Genomic DNA, 15,670 nt, shown 5'->3' on the forward strand with positions numbered 1-15,670 from the left:
CAGCAGGCCATGCAAACCAGCCCCTACACCTACAGCGACATCACAAAGGCTTCGCCCAAGCCGCCAGACAAGGTGTAAATTACTGGATATGCATCCAGTGTTTTGGCTTTTGTGGAGCTAACTGGATACCCCTTATGCATGTACAGTGTCGTCATGCTCCACAGCACCTTGCCCGCTCATCAGGTTTCTTCCTGCGCATCCGCGAGGAATGCGATTGACCGCCTGCCACCGCACCTGGCCCAGGCTGTCTGGCCTGGGCACGTGCTGGGCACGGGAGCACAGCTGGTCTGGCCCAGCGGGCACCCGCAGCTCGATGCCGAATTGCCGGGAGGTGGCTGGCCTGCCCATTGCCTCAGCGAGGTCCTGCAGCCCCAGCCCGGCCTGGCCGAGTGGCGCCTGTTGCTGCCGACCTTGCGCCAAGTGGTCCAAGCCGGCGGACACGTTTTGCTGATCGGCCCACCGCATGTGCCGCACCTGCCCGGGCTGGCGCAGCAAGGCCTGCCGCCCGATCGGGTGATCCGCATCGATGTCACCACCATGGCCGAGCGCCTGTGGGCCACCGAGCAAGCTTTGTTGGCCGATGGGCTGTGGGCGGTGCTGAGCTGGCTGCCGCAGGCCCGGGCTGCACAGGTGCGCAGGCTTCAGGTTTGTGCGAGTCGGCAAGCCGGGCCGGTTTTCCTGTTCCGGCCGGAGCGGGTGTCGAGCGAGGCTTCGGCCGCCCCCTTGCGCCTGCACCTTTCACTGGGGTCTTGCCCCCATCCTCTGGTGGTGCGCCTCGTCAAACGACGCGGGCCCTTGCGTGAAACGCCCCTGCAACTGGCCTGCTGGCCGCCAGGGCTGATCGAGTTGCTGCCGCCTGGTGAGCAGGGCCCTGTGTCACCCCTTTCGCCTGACTGGTCTCGCGCTCCGGCCAAGCGCCCTCCTCTGGCGCCCGCTGTGCCCTGGGTGGCGAGCCCCCTTTTGCCCGACCATGCCGAGCTGGATCGCCCTGCTGCCCGCACCCACGCCTGAACGCGGTGAGCTGGACGCCTTGCACCTGGGCTGGTGGGCCTTGCAGTTCACCCCTCGGGTGGCCTTGCTCGAAGAAGCCGTGGTGCTGGAGGTGCAGGCCAGCGAGCGACTGTTCGGTGGTGCGGCACAGCTGTGGCAGAGGGTGTGGCAAGAAGCCATCAAGCTGGGCGCACTGGCCGCAGCGCGCTCAGGCACGGCGCATGCGGCGCTTGCCCTGGCCCGCACCCGGCGAGGGCTGGACGCGTCCTTGAACACGCCTCTGGACACCTCGCTGGCCGCCCAACTTGCCCCACTGCCCTTGCACAGCCTGAGCGCGGTCGGCCAGCACGCCGAAACCCTGCATCGCCTGGGTTGTCGCACCATCGGGCAGGTGCAGGCCTTGCCCCGTGGTGGCCTCAGCCGGCGCTTTGGTGCCGACTTGCTGCACGCCCTCGATGCCGCACACGGCTTGCGCCCAGAAGCCTTCGACTGGTTGCTGCTGCCGCCCGTGTTCGAGCGCCGACTGGAGCTGCCCTGGCGGCTCGACAACGCCGAGACGCTTCACCGGGCCTTCGAGCAACTGCTGAGTGAGCTGTGCGCCTGGCTCTCCGGTCACCAGGCCGCCACCCAGGTGTTGCAGCTGGGCTGGTGCCACGACTGGGCGCGCCACAGCACCTCGCGCTGGCAAGCGCACACCGTGCCACTGGCTGAGCCCACTTCAGATCCGGCACGCCTGTCGCGCATGGTGGGCGAGCACCTGCGTCGCATCGAGTTGAGCTCGCCCGTCACCGACATCAGCCTGAGCGTGAACACCATCGAGTCACGCGAGCTCGAGGGTGCGTCCTTGTTCGCTGAACAGGCCCGCAGCGCCGAAGGCATGTCCAGCGAAGCCTTGACTGCAGCGGGGCAAAGGGCGCAGCGCAGTGCCCTGTTGAACCTGCTGGACCGGCTGAGCATCCGGCTGGGCCCCGAGCGCGTGCTGGCCGGGCAACTGCAGGCCGATCACCGGCTGGCGCACAGCCAGACCTGGCAGGCGGCGATCCCCTTGCTGACGCATCCCATGACGCGAACGAAGGTTCATCCAGCCTTGTTCGCCAGCGACGTCCCGCAGCCCACCTGGGTGCTGCCCACGCCCCTGCACCTGAGCTTGCGCGGCACGGGTGGCATCGCCTACGGGCTGCGCGAGACACCCATCCACCAGGGGCCGCTGCGCTTGTTGGCAGGGCCGCACCGCATCGAAGCCGGTTGGTGGGATGGGGCCCCAGGTGCTGGACGTGAGGTGCGCGATCATCACCTCGCCAGCAGCCCTCAGGCCGGCCTGCTGTGGGTCTTTTGCGATCGGCATGTGCCACAGGACGGCGGCAGCACCTGGCACCTGCACGGTTTTTTCGCCTGAGGGGTGGCCATGAACACCGTCGATGCACGCCCTGGCTTGCCTGCCAGCCCGCTCAAAGCTCTGTCCGATTACGCCGAGCTCCACACCGTCACCAACTTCAGTTTCCTGTGCGGTGCTTCGCACCCCGAGGAGATGGTGGAGCGCGCGCTGACACTGGGCTACCGCGGCCTGGCCATCACCGACGACTGCAGCATGGCTGGTGTGGTGCGAGCTCACCAGGGCTGGCAGGACGCCATCCGTGCCGGCGTGCCAGGTGCCGAGGGCTTTCGGCTGATGATCGGCAGCAGCTTCGATGTGCACGAAGAAACGCTGGGTGAAGCAGCCCCGGCTTTCACGCTGATCGCGCTGGCTTGTCACCGCCTAGGCTACGGCTTGCTGTGCGAGTTCATCACCCGCCTGAGGCGCGGCGCCACAGGCAAGGGCCTGGCCACGCTGTGGCGGCGTGACATCCGCGCGGCCGATCTGGGTGATTGCGTGCTGCTGTTGCGCCCTCGCCGAGGCGCCAGCCCCGATGAACTGCTGGACCAGGCCCGCTGGCTGAGGCGGCTCTTTCGCGGGCGCTGCTGGCTGGTGGCCGAGCTGCATCACTCGCTGGACGATGCGGCCTGGCTGCGCGCCCTGCGAGCCGTGGCCGAAGCCGCCCACCTGCCGCTGGTCGCCGCTGGCGATGTGCACATGCACGTGCGTTCACGCCAGCCGCTGCAGGACGTTCTCACGACCATTCGCCTGGGCAAACCGCTCCAAGAATGCGGCTTGAGCCTGGCACACAACGCGGAGCGGCATTTGCGCAGTCGCTTGCGCCTGGCCCAGCGATACCCGCCTGAGCTGCTGGCCGAAACGCTCAAGGTCATGGCCCGGTGCGAATTCAGCTTGTCCGAGCTGAAATACGAATACCCCGAGGAGGTCGTGCCGCTTGGTGAGACCCCGGCGTCCTACCTGCGTCGCATCAGCCTCGAAGGCGCTGCCTGGCGTTACCCGCAAGGCGTGCCCCCAGAGGTGAGGCAGCAAATCGACAAGGAGCTCGAGCTCATCACCGAGCTGGGCTACGAAAAGTATTTCCTGACCGTGCACGACATCGTGTGTTTTGCGCGCTCGCAACACATCCTCTGCCAAGGGCGTGGCAGCGCCGCCAACTCGGCCGTTTGCTACTGCCTGGGCATCACCGAGGTCAACCCTGCGCAAAGCACCGTGCTGTTCGAGCGCTTCATCTCGCGAGAGCGCAACGAGCCACCCGACATCGATGTCGACTTCGAGCACGAGCGTCGCGAAGAAGTCATCCAGTACCTCTACAACAAGTACGGACGTGACCGCGCTGCGCTGACCGCCACGGTCATCCGCTACCGCACCCGCAGCGCGCTGCGCGACGTGGGCAAGGCCCTGGGTTTTGCGCCTGACGTGATCGAAAAGGTCGCGGCCAACCACCAATGGTGGGACGGCAAAGGCCTGCAGACCGAGCGGATGCAGGAGCTGGGCCTGGACCCCGATGAGCGCCGCATGCGCCTGTGGCAAGAGCTCAGCAGCGTGCTGATGGGCTTTCCGCGGCACCTGAGCCAGCACACCGGCGGCTTCGTCATCGCCAAGGGGGCGCTGTGCCGCATGGTGCCGATCGAGAACGCCTCCATGCCCGATCGCAGCATCATCCAGTGGGACAAGGATGACCTCGATGCCCTGGGCCTGCTCAAGGTCGACGTGCTGGCACTGGGCATGCTGACTGCGCTGCGCAAGACCTTCGACTTCGTGTCTCAGCGCCGAGGCGCGCCGTTCGGCATGCAGGACGTCCCGGACGAAGATGGGCAGACCTACGACATGGTCTGCCGCGCCGACACCATCGGCGTCTTCCAGATCGAGAGCCGCGCGCAGATGAGCATGCTGCCCAGGCTGCGTCCCCGCACCTTCTACGACCTGGTGGTCGAGGTGGCGCTGGTGCGACCCGGTCCCATCCAGGGAGGCATGGTGCACCCTTACCTGCAGGCACGCGAGCGCTTCAGGCTGGACCCGGCATCGGTCACCTACCCGCATGGGCTTGAGTCAGCGCTGCAACGCACCCTGGGTGTGCCCATCTTCCAGGAGCAGGTGATGCAGATCGTCGTGATGGCGGCGGACTTCACGCCCGGCGAGGCCGATGAACTGCGGCGCTCGATGGCGGCCTGGCGGCGCAAAGGTGGGGTGCACCGCTTTCGCGACAAGGTCATCACGGGCCTGATGCGCAACGGGCATTCGCAGACCTTTGCCGAGCAGATCTTCAGCCAGATCGAGGGCTTTGGCGAGTACGGCTTTCCGGAGTCCCATGCTGCCAGCTTCGCCAAGCTGGTGTACCTCAGCGCCTGGCTCAAGTGCCATGAGCCGGCGGCCTTCCTGGCGGGCTTGCTCAACGCGCAGCCATTGGGGTTCTACTCGCCCAGCCAGCTGGTGCAAGACGCGCGTCGCCATGGCGTGGTGGTGCTGCCACCTGACGTGGTGCACAGCAACTGGGATTGCACGCTGGTGGATGTGCCAGATGGCTTCGATGCCAGCGACCCCGCGGTCTGGCCTCAGGCGCATGAGCGGGTCGCACACCGCCCGGACCAGCCCGCCGTGCGGCTCGGGCTGCGCCTGGTCAGCGGCCTGGGTCGCGAAGCGGCGTCGTGCATCGAGCAGGCGCGCCTCTGCGCGCCCTTGCTCAATGTGGATGACCTGGCCCGTCGCGCTGGACTGGAGCAAACCGAGGTGCGTGCCCTGGCTTCGGGCGACGCCTTGCAGAGCCTGGCCGGACACAGGCGCCAGCAGGTCTGGGACGCCGCAGCCCTGCACCGCGCGCCGGTGTTGCTGCGCGAAGCCCCGGTGGCCGAGGCCACGCTGACCCTGGCGGCCCCACCTGAAAGCGAAGACATCCTCTTCGATCACGTTTCACTGGGGCTTTCGCTGCGGCGTCATCCCCTGGCTTTGCTGCGACCCCGACTTCAAGCGCAGCGCCTGCAGACATCCACCGAACTGCACACCTTGCCCAAAGGCCGGCTGGCCCGGGCTTGCGGCATCGTCGTCGGTCGCCAGCAGCCAGGCACGGCTTCGGGCGTGGTCTTCGTGACGCTGGAAGACGAAACCGGGTCGGTCAACGTCGTCGTCAAGCCCGAGCTGAAAGCGCGCCAGCGCACCGAACTCGTCCATTCCCGGCTTCTTGCCGTCTACGGCGTGTGGCAACGCGAGGGCGAGGTCTGCCACCTGGTGGCGCAATTTCTCAAGGACCTCACGCCTTTGCTGGGGCGCCTGAGCACGCGGAGTCGGGATTTTCACTGAAGCGGCCTTGGCGTTGGCACAACACGCACCGGCGTCTGGTGATGAAATTCAATTCGACAACGCGCCTTGTCACAACCTAGAATGCCATCGCTCTGTGCGCATTCAGCACAAACCACACTAGGAGACACGCATGAGCATCGCCAACACCTGCGTCCTGATCGCCGCCATCTTGCCGGTCATCACCATGGGCGCCGCCAAGGCCGCCACCGCCGGCAAGCGCCGCAGCGACGGCGGCTACGACAACAACAACCCGCGCGACTGGGCCGCCAAGCAAACTGGCTGGAAGGCCCGCGCCGCCGCCGCACAGAACAACGGCTTCGAAGCCCTGCCCCTGTTCGTGTTCGCCGTGCTGGCTGCGCAGTTCGCCGGCCTGGACCAGGTCCGCACCGATCAGCTGGCCATGGCCTTCATCGGCATCCGCCTGGTCTACACGGCGCTGTACTTCGCCAACGTTGCGGCGCTGCGCAGCCTGGTGTGGTTCGCTGGCCTGGCTGTCACCATCGCCATCTTCTCGCCCACGCTGAAGCTGCCTTTCTGACCTGATCACGGGTCAGCCCAACAAAACGCCCGGGGCGGTTCATCACCGCGCCCGGGCGTTGTCTTTTCAGGTCAGTCGCAGCGCTTCAACGCTTGCGCACCGGCATCAGGTCCGTGCAGGTGCCGTGAGCCGCCTCGGCCGCCAGCCCCACGCTCTCACCCAGGGTGGGGTGCGGGTGGATGGTCTTGCCGATGTCGACCTCGTCGGCGCCCATCTCGATGGCCAGTGCGATCTCGCCGATCAGGTCACCCGCGTGCGTGCCCACGATGCCGCCACCGACGATGCGATGGGTTTCGGCGTCGAACAGCAGCTTGGTGAAGCCTTCCGAGCGGCCGTTGGCCAGCGCCCGGCCTGACGCTGCCCACGGAAAGAGCCCCTTCTTGACCGCCCTGCCCTGGGATTTGGCCTGGTCTTCCGTCAGGCCCACCCAGGCGATTTCGGGGTCGGTGTAAGCCACGCTGGGGATCACGCTGGCGTCGAACGCCGTGCGCGCAAGTTTGTCGTCACCCAGCAGCTCACCGGCGATGACCTCGGCCGCCACGTGGCCCTCGTGCACGGCCTTGTGCGCCAGCATCGGTTGCCCCACGAGGTCACCGATGGCGAACAGACTGGGCACGTTGCTGCGCATCTGCTTGTCCACGGGCACGAAACCACGCTCGTTGACCGTCAGCCCGGCCTTGTCTGCTCCGACCTTGCGGCCATTGGGCGAGCGGCCCACGGCCTGCAGCACCAGGTCGTACACGGCTGGCTCGGGCGCCGGCTCGCCATCCTTGGCCGAAGCGAAGCTCACTTTGATGCCTTCGGGCGTGGCTTGTGCCGCCACCGTCTTGGTGCTGAGCATGACGCGGTCAAAGCGGTGGGCGTTGAACTTGTCCCAGACCTTGACCAGGTCGCGATCGGCGCCAGGCATGAGCCCGTCGCCCATCTCGACGACGTCGATGCGTGCCCCCAACGTGGAGTACACCGTGCCCATCTCCAGGCCGATGATGCCGCCGCCGATGACCAGCATTTTTTTGGGAACGCTGGTCAGCGCCAGGGCGCCGGTGGAGTCGACCACGCGCGGGTCGTCGGGCATGAAGGGCAGGCGCACGGCTTGCGAGCCCGCGGCCAGGATGGCGCGCTTGAAGCGCAACTGGCGGGTCTCACCGGTCTTGTCCTGCGCGCTGCCGGTGGTGACCTCGACCTCGAGCGTGTGCGCATCGACCAGGCTGCCGTAGCCACGCACCACCTCGACTTTGCGGGCCTTGGCCATGGCGGCCAGACCTTGCGTGAGCTTGCCGGTCACGCCCGACTTGTGCGCACGCAACTTGGCCAGGTCCAGCTTGGGCTCGCCAAAGCTCACACCCAGCGCATCGAAATGCTTGACCTCGTCCATCACGGCCGCCACGTGCAGCAAGGCCTTGGAAGGGATGCAGCCCACGTTCAGGCAGACACCTCCCAGCTCGGCGTAACGCTCGACCAGGATGACCTTCAGCCCCAGGTCGGCCGCGCGGAAGGCAGCGCTGTAGCCACCGGGGCCACCGCCCAGCACGAGCACGTCGCAATCGGTGTCGGGCGGGATGGCTGCCGCAGCCCGGGCGGGCTGGGCGACAACTTGCGCTGGAGCTTGAGCAGACGGTTGCGTAGAAGGCGCAGCTGCTGGAGTCGCGGCCGTTGCCGTCGCAGCGGCCCCAGACGCCCCAGACGCCGCAGACGTCGTTGCCCCGGCACCCGCCACATCCAGCGTCAGGATGACGTGCCCCTGCCCCACCCGGTCGCCCAGCTTGACCCGGATTTCGCCCACCACCCCGGCCTGGGGCGAAGGCACCTCCATGGAGGCCTTGTCGGACTCCAGGGTGATCAGGCTTTGCTCGGCGGCCACGGTCTGGCCGGGTTTGACGAGGATCTCGATGATCGCCGCGTCGGCGATGTCGCCCAGGTCGGGCACGGGGATGTCGATGAATGCCATGTCGACGCCCCTTACACCAATGCCCGGCGGAAGTCCGCCAGCAGCGCCGCCAGGTAGGCGTTGAACTTGGCCGCCGACGCGCCGTCGATGACGCGGTGGTCGTAGCTCAGGCTCAGCGGCAACATCAGGCGCGGCACGAACTCGCTGCCATTCCAGATCGGCTTCATGGCTGAGCGGCACACGCCCAGGATGGCCACCTCCGGCGCGTTGATGATCGGCGTGAAGGTGGTGCCACCGAAGCCGCCCAGCGACGAAATCGAGAAGCAGCCGCCGCTCATCTCGGCCGGGGTGAGCTTGCCGTCGCGGGCCTTGGCCGCCAGCGCGGCGGTTTCCAGCGCCAGCTGGCTCAGCGACTTCTGGTCCACGTCGCGGATCACCGGCACCACCAAGCCATTGGGCGTGTCGGCCGCGAAGCCGATGTGCACATAGCCCTTGAGCACCAGGTCATCGCCATCGAGCGAAGCGTTGAATTGCGGGAACTTGCGCAGCGCCACCGCACAGGCCTTGAGCAGGAAGGCCAGCATCGTGAACTTGGTGCCTGCCTTGGCGTGCTCCTCGTTGAGCTTGACGCGCAAGGCCTCCAGCTCGGTGATGTCGGCCTCTTCGTTGTTGGTGACGTGCGGGATGCGCACCCAGTTGCGGTGCAGGTTGGCGCCCGAGATCTTCTTGATGCGCGACAGCGGCTGGCGCTCGATGGGGCCGAACTTGGTGAAGTCGATCGATGGCCAGGGCAGCAGGGTCATGCCGCCCAGGTCGGCGCTGCCAGCACCCGATGAGACGGCAGGTGCGCCGCCCGAGGCCACCTGCGCGATCACACCCTTGACGAAGTTCTGCACATCGACGTGGGTGATGCGCCCTTTGGGACCGGTGCCTGGCACCTTGGCGATGTCCACGCCCAGTTCGCGCGCAAAGCGTCGAACGGAGGGCGAGGCATGGGCAAGCTGGCCCGTGGCGGGTGGTTCAGCCGGTGGCAAGGAGGCAGTCGGGCTGGTGCGCGGGGCCGGCTCGGCCACTGGCGCTGGCGCAACCACAGCGGCAACGGGTGCCGACACAGCAGGTGCGGCCGAGGCAGCAGCAGGCACAGCGGCTGCTGCAGGTGGCGAGGCACTCGCAGCGCCCTCACCCACCTCCAGCAAGCCGATCACCGATCCCTGGCTGACCTTGTCACCCAGCTTCAGCCTCAGCTCCTTGATCACTCCGCCTTGCGCAGACGGCACCTCCATCGACGCCTTGTCCGACTCGATGGTGATCAGGCTTTGTTCCGCGCGAACGGTGTCGCCCGGCTTGACGAGCAGCTCGATGACGGCTGCGTCGCTCACGTCCCCGATGTCCGGGACGGTCAGTTCAATCGTGGCCATGTGTGGTCCTCGCAGGCGTCAGGCGTACAGCGGGTTGAGCTTCTCGGTGTCGATGCCATATTTGGCGATCGCCTCGGCGACCTTCGAGCCCGGCAGCTTGCCTTCATCGGCCAGCGACTTCAGCGCGGCCACGACGATGTAGTGGCGGTTGATCTCGAAGTGCTCGCGCAGCCGGTAGCGGAAGTCGCTGCGACCGAAGCCATCGGTGCCGAGCACCTTGAAAGAACGCCCTTGCGGGATGTGGGCACGGATTTGCTCAGGCAGCGCCTTGACGTAGTCGGTCGAGGCCACGACCGGGCCTTGCGTTCGGCTCAACTGCTTCGTCACGAAGGGCACACGCGGCGCATCGGTCGGGTGCAGCAGGTTCCAGCGCTCGACGTCCTGGCCTTCGCGGGCCAGCAGGTTGAAGCTCGGGCAGCTCCAGACGTTGGCGCCCACGCCCCAGTCGGCTTCCAGCAGCTCCTTGGCCGCCACCGACTCGCGCAGGATCGAACCCGCACCCAGCAGGTTGACTTGAAGCTTGTGTTTGCTGTCAGTGTCCTGCAGCAGGTACATGCCGGCGATGATCTCGGCCTCGGTGCCTTGTTTCAAGCCTGGCTGGGCGTAGTTCTCGTTGAGCAGGGTCAGGTAGTAGAAGACGTTCTCCTGCTTCTCGACCATGCGCTTGAGGCCGTCCTGGATGATGACGGCGACTTCGTGCGCGAAGCTCGGGTCGTAGCTCAGGCAGTTGGGAATGGTGCCCGCCACCAGCTGGCTGTGGCCGTCCTCGTGCTGCAGGCCTTCACCGTTCAAGGTGGTGCGACCCGACGTGCCACCCAGCAGGAAGCCGCGCGCCTGCATGTCGCCCGCGGCCCAAGCCAGGTCGCCGATGCGCTGCAGCCCGAACATCGAGTAGTAGATGTAGAACGGGATCATCACGCGGTTGTTCGTCGAGTACGACGTGGCCGCCGCGACCCACGAGCTCATGCCGCCGGCTTCGTTGATGCCTTCCTGCAGGATCTGGCCGGCCTTGTCCTCGCGGTAGTACATGACCTGGTCCTTGTCGACCGGGGTGTACTTCTGGCCTTCCGGCGCGTAGATGCCGATCTGGCGGAACAGGCCCTCCATGCCGAAGGTGCGGGCTTCGTCGACCAGGATGGGCACCACGCGCGGGCCCAGGTTGGCATCGCGCAGCAGCGGCGTCAGGCAGCGCACGAAGGCTTGCGTGGTCGAGATCTCGCGGCCTTCCTGCGTGGGCTCCAGGATGCTCTGGAACGCATCCAGGCCCGGCACCGGCAGCGTCTCGTCGGCCTTGGGACGGCGCTTGGGCAGCGCACCACCCAGGGCGGCGCGGCGCTCCAGCAGGTACTTCATCTCGGGCGTGTTTTCAGCCGGCTTGATGAAGGGCAGCTTTTCGATGTCCTCGTCGGCCACCGGGATGTTGAAGCGGTCGCGGAAGAGCTTGATGTCTTCGTCCGTCAGCTTCTTGGTCTGGTGGGCGGTGTTTTTGCCTTCACCGCTCTTGCCCATGCCGAAGCCCTTGACCGTCTTGATCAGCAGCACGGTGGGCTGGCCGGTGTGGTTCACGGCCGCGCTGTAGGCGGCGTACACCTTCTGCGGGTCGTGGCCGCCGCGTTGCAGGCGCCAGATGTCGTCGTCCGACAGGCGCGCCACCATCTCCAGCGCACGCGGATCGCGCCCGAAGAAGTGCTGGCGCACGAAGGCGCCGTCGTTGGCCTTGCAGGCCTGGTAATCGCCGTCGACCATCTCCATCATGATCTTGCGCAGGATGCCGTCCTTGTCGCGCGCCAGCAGCGGGTCCCAGTACGAGCCCCACAGCAGCTTGATCACGTTCCAGCCGGCACCGCGGAACTCGCCTTCGAGCTCCTGCACGATCTTGCCGTTGCCGCGCACCGGGCCGTCCAGGCGCTGCAGGTTGCAGTTGATGACGAAGATCAGGTTGTCGAGCTTTTCGCGCGCGGCCAGGCCGATGGCGCCCAGCGATTCGGGCTCGTCCATCTCACCGTCGCCGCAGAACACCCAGACCTTGCGCTTGGAAGTGTCGGCCAGGCCCCGGGCGTGCAGGTACTTCAGGAAGCGCGCCTGGTAGATGGCCATGATCGGGCCCAGCCCCATCGACACGGTCGGGAACTGCCAGAACTCCGGCATCAGCTTGGGGTGCGGGTAGCTGGACAGGCCCTTGCCACCGACTTCCTGGCGGAAGTTGGCCAGTTGCTCTTCGGTGATGCGGCCTTCCATGAAGGCCCGGGCGTAGATGCCGGGGGCCGAGTGGCCCTGGATGTAGAGCAGGTCACCGCCGTGATCGGGGGTGTCGCCATGCCAGAAATGGTTGAAACCGACACCCAGCATGGTCGCCAGCGACGCGAACGACGAGATGTGTCCGCCCAGGTCGCCGCCATCGGGCGGGTTGTGGCGGTTGGCCCGCACCACCATCGCCATGGCGTTCCAGCGCATGTAGCTGCGCAGGCGCTCTTCGATGTCGAGGTTGCCGGGGTGGTGGGCCTCGTCCTCCACCGCGATGGTGTTGACGTAGGCCGTCGTGGCCGAGAACGGCATGTCGATGCCGGCCTGGCGGGCGTGGTCGAGCAGGTTCTCGAGCAGGTCGTGGGCGCGGGCGCGACCTTCGGTTTCGATGACCCCGGACAGGGCATCGAGCCACTCGCGGGTTTCCTGAGGATCCTGGTCCAGGTTGGGGGACAGCAGCGGATCGTTGGCTGACATGGTTTCAGTCTCCGGTGAAGGTGGCGTGCAACCGAGTATGGCCGCACGCCTGGATGGCCAAAAGCGTGGATAAACGCTGCCATTCCGGTTTCGACGAGGTGCGCGCGCAACACGGTGGCATTGCGGCACTCGGAAAATATACCTGCCGGGAGGCACTCCTCCAGTTGCGGTTTCCCGCACCGATAATCCCGAGATGCCCTTTTCCGCTTCTCCGCAACAGCCCGGGACGCCGCCGCCCCAAGCCGCCGGACAGACCAGCCGCCTCTTCTGGCGCTGGTGGCGCAAGCAGACCCCCAGCCAGCAGGACCGCTACGCCACCCTCGGGCCCCTGGTCTCCGTGCTGCTGTTCCTGGCGGCGATCATCGCGGCCTTCTGGTACCTGCGCAACGAAGAGCTCGAACGGGAGCAGGAGGCCGTCAAGCGCGACACCGAGGTCGTTCAGCAACAAATCCGCATGCGCCTGGTCGAGAACCAGGAGCAACTGCTGCGCCTGGCCCGCGACGTCAGCCTCAAGCCGGCCGACGCCGACGTTTTCACCCGCCAGGCCGATGACTTCATCCGCGCCCGCCCCGAAATCCTCAGCGTCAGCTGGGTGCAGCGCGACGGTCGCATGAAGGCCACCCGCAACGCCTTCAGCCTGCCCATTGCGCCAGAGCTCGAGCCTGACATCAACATCGAGGAAGACGACTGGCGAGACCACTTCCCCGGCGCCGAGCCCAGGCAGGCTTTCAAGAGCGCGCGTGAAAACAACATGCCGGTCTACTCGCGCCCCTACCTGAACCCTCAGGGCGTGCGCGTGCTGCAGCTACAGATGCCCATGATGGAGCGCGGCCAGTTCTCCGGCACCCTGGTGACCGAGTACGCGCTCGACCCCCTGATGCGCTACCTGGTGCCCCGCGAGATCGCCGCGCGCCACGCCATGAGCCTCATCGAGGTGAGCGGCATCGTGCTGACCAGCACCTCCGGGGCCCGCAACGAAGACTCCGCCCGCCCCATCTTCGCCCACGACGTGGTCGTCACCCCCGTGGGCAACGGCCTGATCCTGCGCGGCTCGGGCTACCGCACCTCCTCGGGCCTCATCGGCAACACCCTGTTCTGGATGGTGGTGGCACTGTCGGTTCTCACCGTCTGGACCCTGATGGGCACCCTGCGGCACATGCGCCGCCGCTCGCAGATCCAGAAAGCGCTGGTGCAGGAAACCAACTTCCGCCGGGCGATGGAGAACTCCATGCTCACCGGCATGCGCACCATCGACCTCGAAGGCCGCATCACCTACGTGAACCCGGCGTTCTGCGCCATGACGGGCTTTTCGGAAGAAGAGCTCATCGGCTGCGTGCCCCCCTACCCCTACTGGCCGAAAGACCGCCTGGACGAGTTCAACCGCATGTTCCAGCAGGAGCTGCTCGGCCGCAGTCCCATGGGTGGCATCGAGGTCGTCATGCAGCGCCGCGACGGCAGCCAGTTCGACGCCCGCATGTACGTCTCGCCCCTGATCGACGCCCAGGGCGACCAGACCGGCTGGATGACGTCGGTCACCAACATCACCGAAGCCAAGCGCGTGCGAGACCAGCTCACCGCCGCCCACGAGCGCTTCACCACCGTGCTGGAGGGCCTGGACGCCGCCGTGTCCGTGGTCTCGGTGCAACGCGGCGAACTGCTGTTCGCCAACCGCTCCTACCGCCTGTGGTTCGGCGCCAACCCCGACGCCCACGCCCAGCTCACCGGCGGACAGGTCATGCCCGATGAAATCATCGACGGCGACGAGGCCGTGGACGATTTCGGGGGCCTGCCCGCCCACTCGCTGACCAACGCAGGCAGCGACACCCGCGAAGTCTTCATGGACACCGTCCAGAAATGGTTCGACGTGCGCGCCCGCTACGTCCAGTGGACCGACGGCAACCTGGCCCAGATGCTGATCGCCACCGACATCACCGCCCGCCGCCAGGCCGAAGAAGCCGCCGCCCGCCAGGCCGAGAAGTCGCAGTTCACCAGCCGCCTGATCACCATGGGCGAAATGGCCTCGACCGTGGCCCACGAGCTCAACCAGCCGCTGGCCGCCATCTCCAACTACTGCAGCGGCATGATCAGCCGGGTGCAAAACGGCAACATCGACAACGAGCAGCTTGTCAGCGCCCTGGAGAAAACCTCCCGCCAGGCCCAACGCGCCGGCCAGATCATCCACCGCATCCGCCAGTTCGTGAAACGCTCGGAGCCGCAGCGTCAGCCCGCCCGGGTGCGCGACATCACCGACGCCGTGCTTGAGCTGGCTGTTTTCGAGATGAAACGCCGCCGGGTCACGCTCAACACCATGGTGGCCAACCGCCTGCCGCAGCTCATGGCGGACCCGATCCTCATCGAGCAGGTGCTGCTGAACCTGCTGAAAAACGCCGCCGAGGCCATCGACTCGGCTCAGATGCCCATGTCGCGTCGCCTGATCGACCTCAAGGTGCAACAGCGTGTGACCGAGGACCAGGGCCCGGTGGTCGAGTTCACCGTCAGCGACGGCGGCCCCGGCATGAAGGAAGAGATGCTGGCGCGGCTTTTCGAGGCCTTCCACTCGACCAAGGCCGAGGGATTAGGGATAGGCCTGAGTCTTTGTCGCTCCATCATTGAGTCGCATCATGGTCGGATCAAGGCCGAGAACATCTACAATGGTCCGAACGTCGTGGGGTGTCGTTTCACCTTCACACTCCCGATCGAAACCGACGCAGGTAGCCAGCCGGACCCGACCGACTCGGCCATCCCCCCCTCCAACGATTTGCTTGCCGACAACCCATGAGCTTGATCCCGAAAAAAGGCACTGTGTATGTGGTGGATGACGACGAGGCCGTTCGCGACTCGTTGCAGTGGCTGCTGGAGGGCAAGGACTACCGGGTTCGCTGTTTTGACTCGGCCGAATCCTTCCTCGCCCGCTTTGACCCCCGCGAAGTCGCCTGCCTGATCGCCGACATCCGCATGGATGGCATGAGCGGCCTGGAGCTGCAAGACAAGCTGCTCGAGCGCAAGTCCCCCCTGCCCATCGTGTTCATCACTGGTCACGGCGACGTGCCCATGGCCGTGAACACCATGAAAAAGGGCGCGATGGACTTCATCGAAAAGCCCTTCAAGGAAGACGCCCTGGTCGCCCTGGTCGAGCGCATGCTGGACCAGGCCCGCTCGTCCTTCTCGCAGTCGCAAGAAGCCGCCAGCCGCGAAGCGCTGCTCTCGCGCCTGACCACCCGCGAAGCCCAGGTGCTCGAGCGCATCGTCGCCGGCCGGCTGAACAAGCAGATCGCCGACGACCTGGGCATCTCCATCAAGACGGTGGAAGCCCACCGCGCCAACGTGATGGAAAAGCTCAACGCCAACACCGTGGCCGACCTGCTCAAGATCGCCCTGGGCGCCAGCGGCCAGGCGCCCGCAGCCGGCACCAAGTAAGGCTGCCCAGCCGCCCCCACAAGGCCGCC

General features: G+C 66.5%; 9 protein-coding genes. 6 read left to right on the forward strand and 3 right to left on the reverse strand.

The features are described 5' to 3' along the window. Positions 1-138 precede the first annotated feature (138 nt). The 4 genes from imuA to ABG80_RS00065 all read left to right on the forward strand — a co-directional run bounded on the left by imuA (position 139) and on the right by ABG80_RS00065 (position 6,197). Positions 139-1,011, forward strand: coding sequence for a translesion DNA synthesis-associated protein ImuA (gene imuA, locus ABG80_RS00050; RefSeq protein ID WP_058085768.1), 873 nt, complete (start codon positions 139-141; stop codon positions 1,009-1,011). Next, positions 971-2,386, forward strand: coding sequence for a Y-family DNA polymerase (locus ABG80_RS00055; protein ID WP_058085769.1), 1,416 nt, complete (start codon positions 971-973; stop codon positions 2,384-2,386). The genes imuA and ABG80_RS00055 overlap by 41 nt, the downstream gene beginning before the upstream one ends. Before the next feature lie 9 nt (positions 2,387-2,395). After that, positions 2,396-5,659 carry an error-prone DNA polymerase gene (locus ABG80_RS00060; protein ID WP_058085770.1) on the forward strand — a complete coding sequence of 1,088 codons (3,264 nt, stop codon included), beginning with the start codon at positions 2,396-2,398 and terminating at the stop codon, positions 5,657-5,659. Between the two features lie 130 nt (positions 5,660-5,789). After that, positions 5,790-6,197 carry an MAPEG family protein gene (locus ABG80_RS00065; protein WP_058085771.1) on the forward strand — a complete coding sequence of 136 codons (408 nt, stop codon included), beginning with the start codon at positions 5,790-5,792 and terminating at the stop codon, positions 6,195-6,197. 85 nt (positions 6,198-6,282) lie between these two features. Here the strand turns inward: ABG80_RS00065 and lpdA are convergent, their stop codons facing one another. Genes lpdA through aceE form a run of 3 tightly spaced genes read right to left on the reverse strand, consistent with a single transcriptional unit; the run spans position 6,283 to position 12,224 of the window. Continuing rightward, entirely contained in the window at positions 6,283-8,145 is a 1,863-nt protein-coding gene (lpdA, locus tag ABG80_RS00070) for a dihydrolipoyl dehydrogenase (RefSeq protein WP_058085772.1), read from the reverse strand. Between the two features lie 11 nt (positions 8,146-8,156). Next, positions 8,157-9,503, reverse strand: a complete 1,347-nt coding sequence (gene aceF / locus ABG80_RS00075; protein ID WP_058085773.1) for a dihydrolipoyllysine-residue acetyltransferase — start codon at positions 9,501-9,503, stop codon at positions 8,157-8,159. An 18-nt stretch (positions 9,504-9,521) separates the two neighbouring features. Further along, complete coding sequence (aceE, locus tag ABG80_RS00080; RefSeq protein WP_058085774.1) at positions 9,522-12,224, reverse strand: pyruvate dehydrogenase (acetyl-transferring), homodimeric type; 2,703 nt, start codon at positions 12,222-12,224, stop codon at positions 9,522-9,524. A 193-nt stretch (positions 12,225-12,417) separates the two neighbouring features. On the opposite strand from aceE, the gene ABG80_RS00085 reads away from it, so the two are divergent. Both ABG80_RS00085 and ABG80_RS00090 read left to right on the forward strand, forming a co-directional pair. Beyond that, positions 12,418-15,003 (forward strand): PAS domain S-box protein, encoded by a 2,586-nt coding sequence (locus ABG80_RS00085; RefSeq protein WP_058085775.1) that lies wholly within the window; start codon positions 12,418-12,420, stop codon positions 15,001-15,003. Further along, positions 15,000-15,641 (forward strand): response regulator transcription factor, encoded by a 642-nt coding sequence (locus tag ABG80_RS00090; RefSeq protein WP_058085776.1) that lies wholly within the window; start codon positions 15,000-15,002, stop codon positions 15,639-15,641. The genes ABG80_RS00085 and ABG80_RS00090 overlap by 4 nt, the downstream gene beginning before the upstream one ends. Positions 15,642-15,670: the final 29 nt, after the last annotated feature.

Origin of the sequence: Aquabacterium parvum (assembly GCF_001447195.1) — a bacterium.
In the GTDB taxonomy this organism is placed as follows: domain Bacteria; phylum Pseudomonadota; class Gammaproteobacteria; order Burkholderiales; family Burkholderiaceae_C; genus Aquabacterium; species Aquabacterium parvum.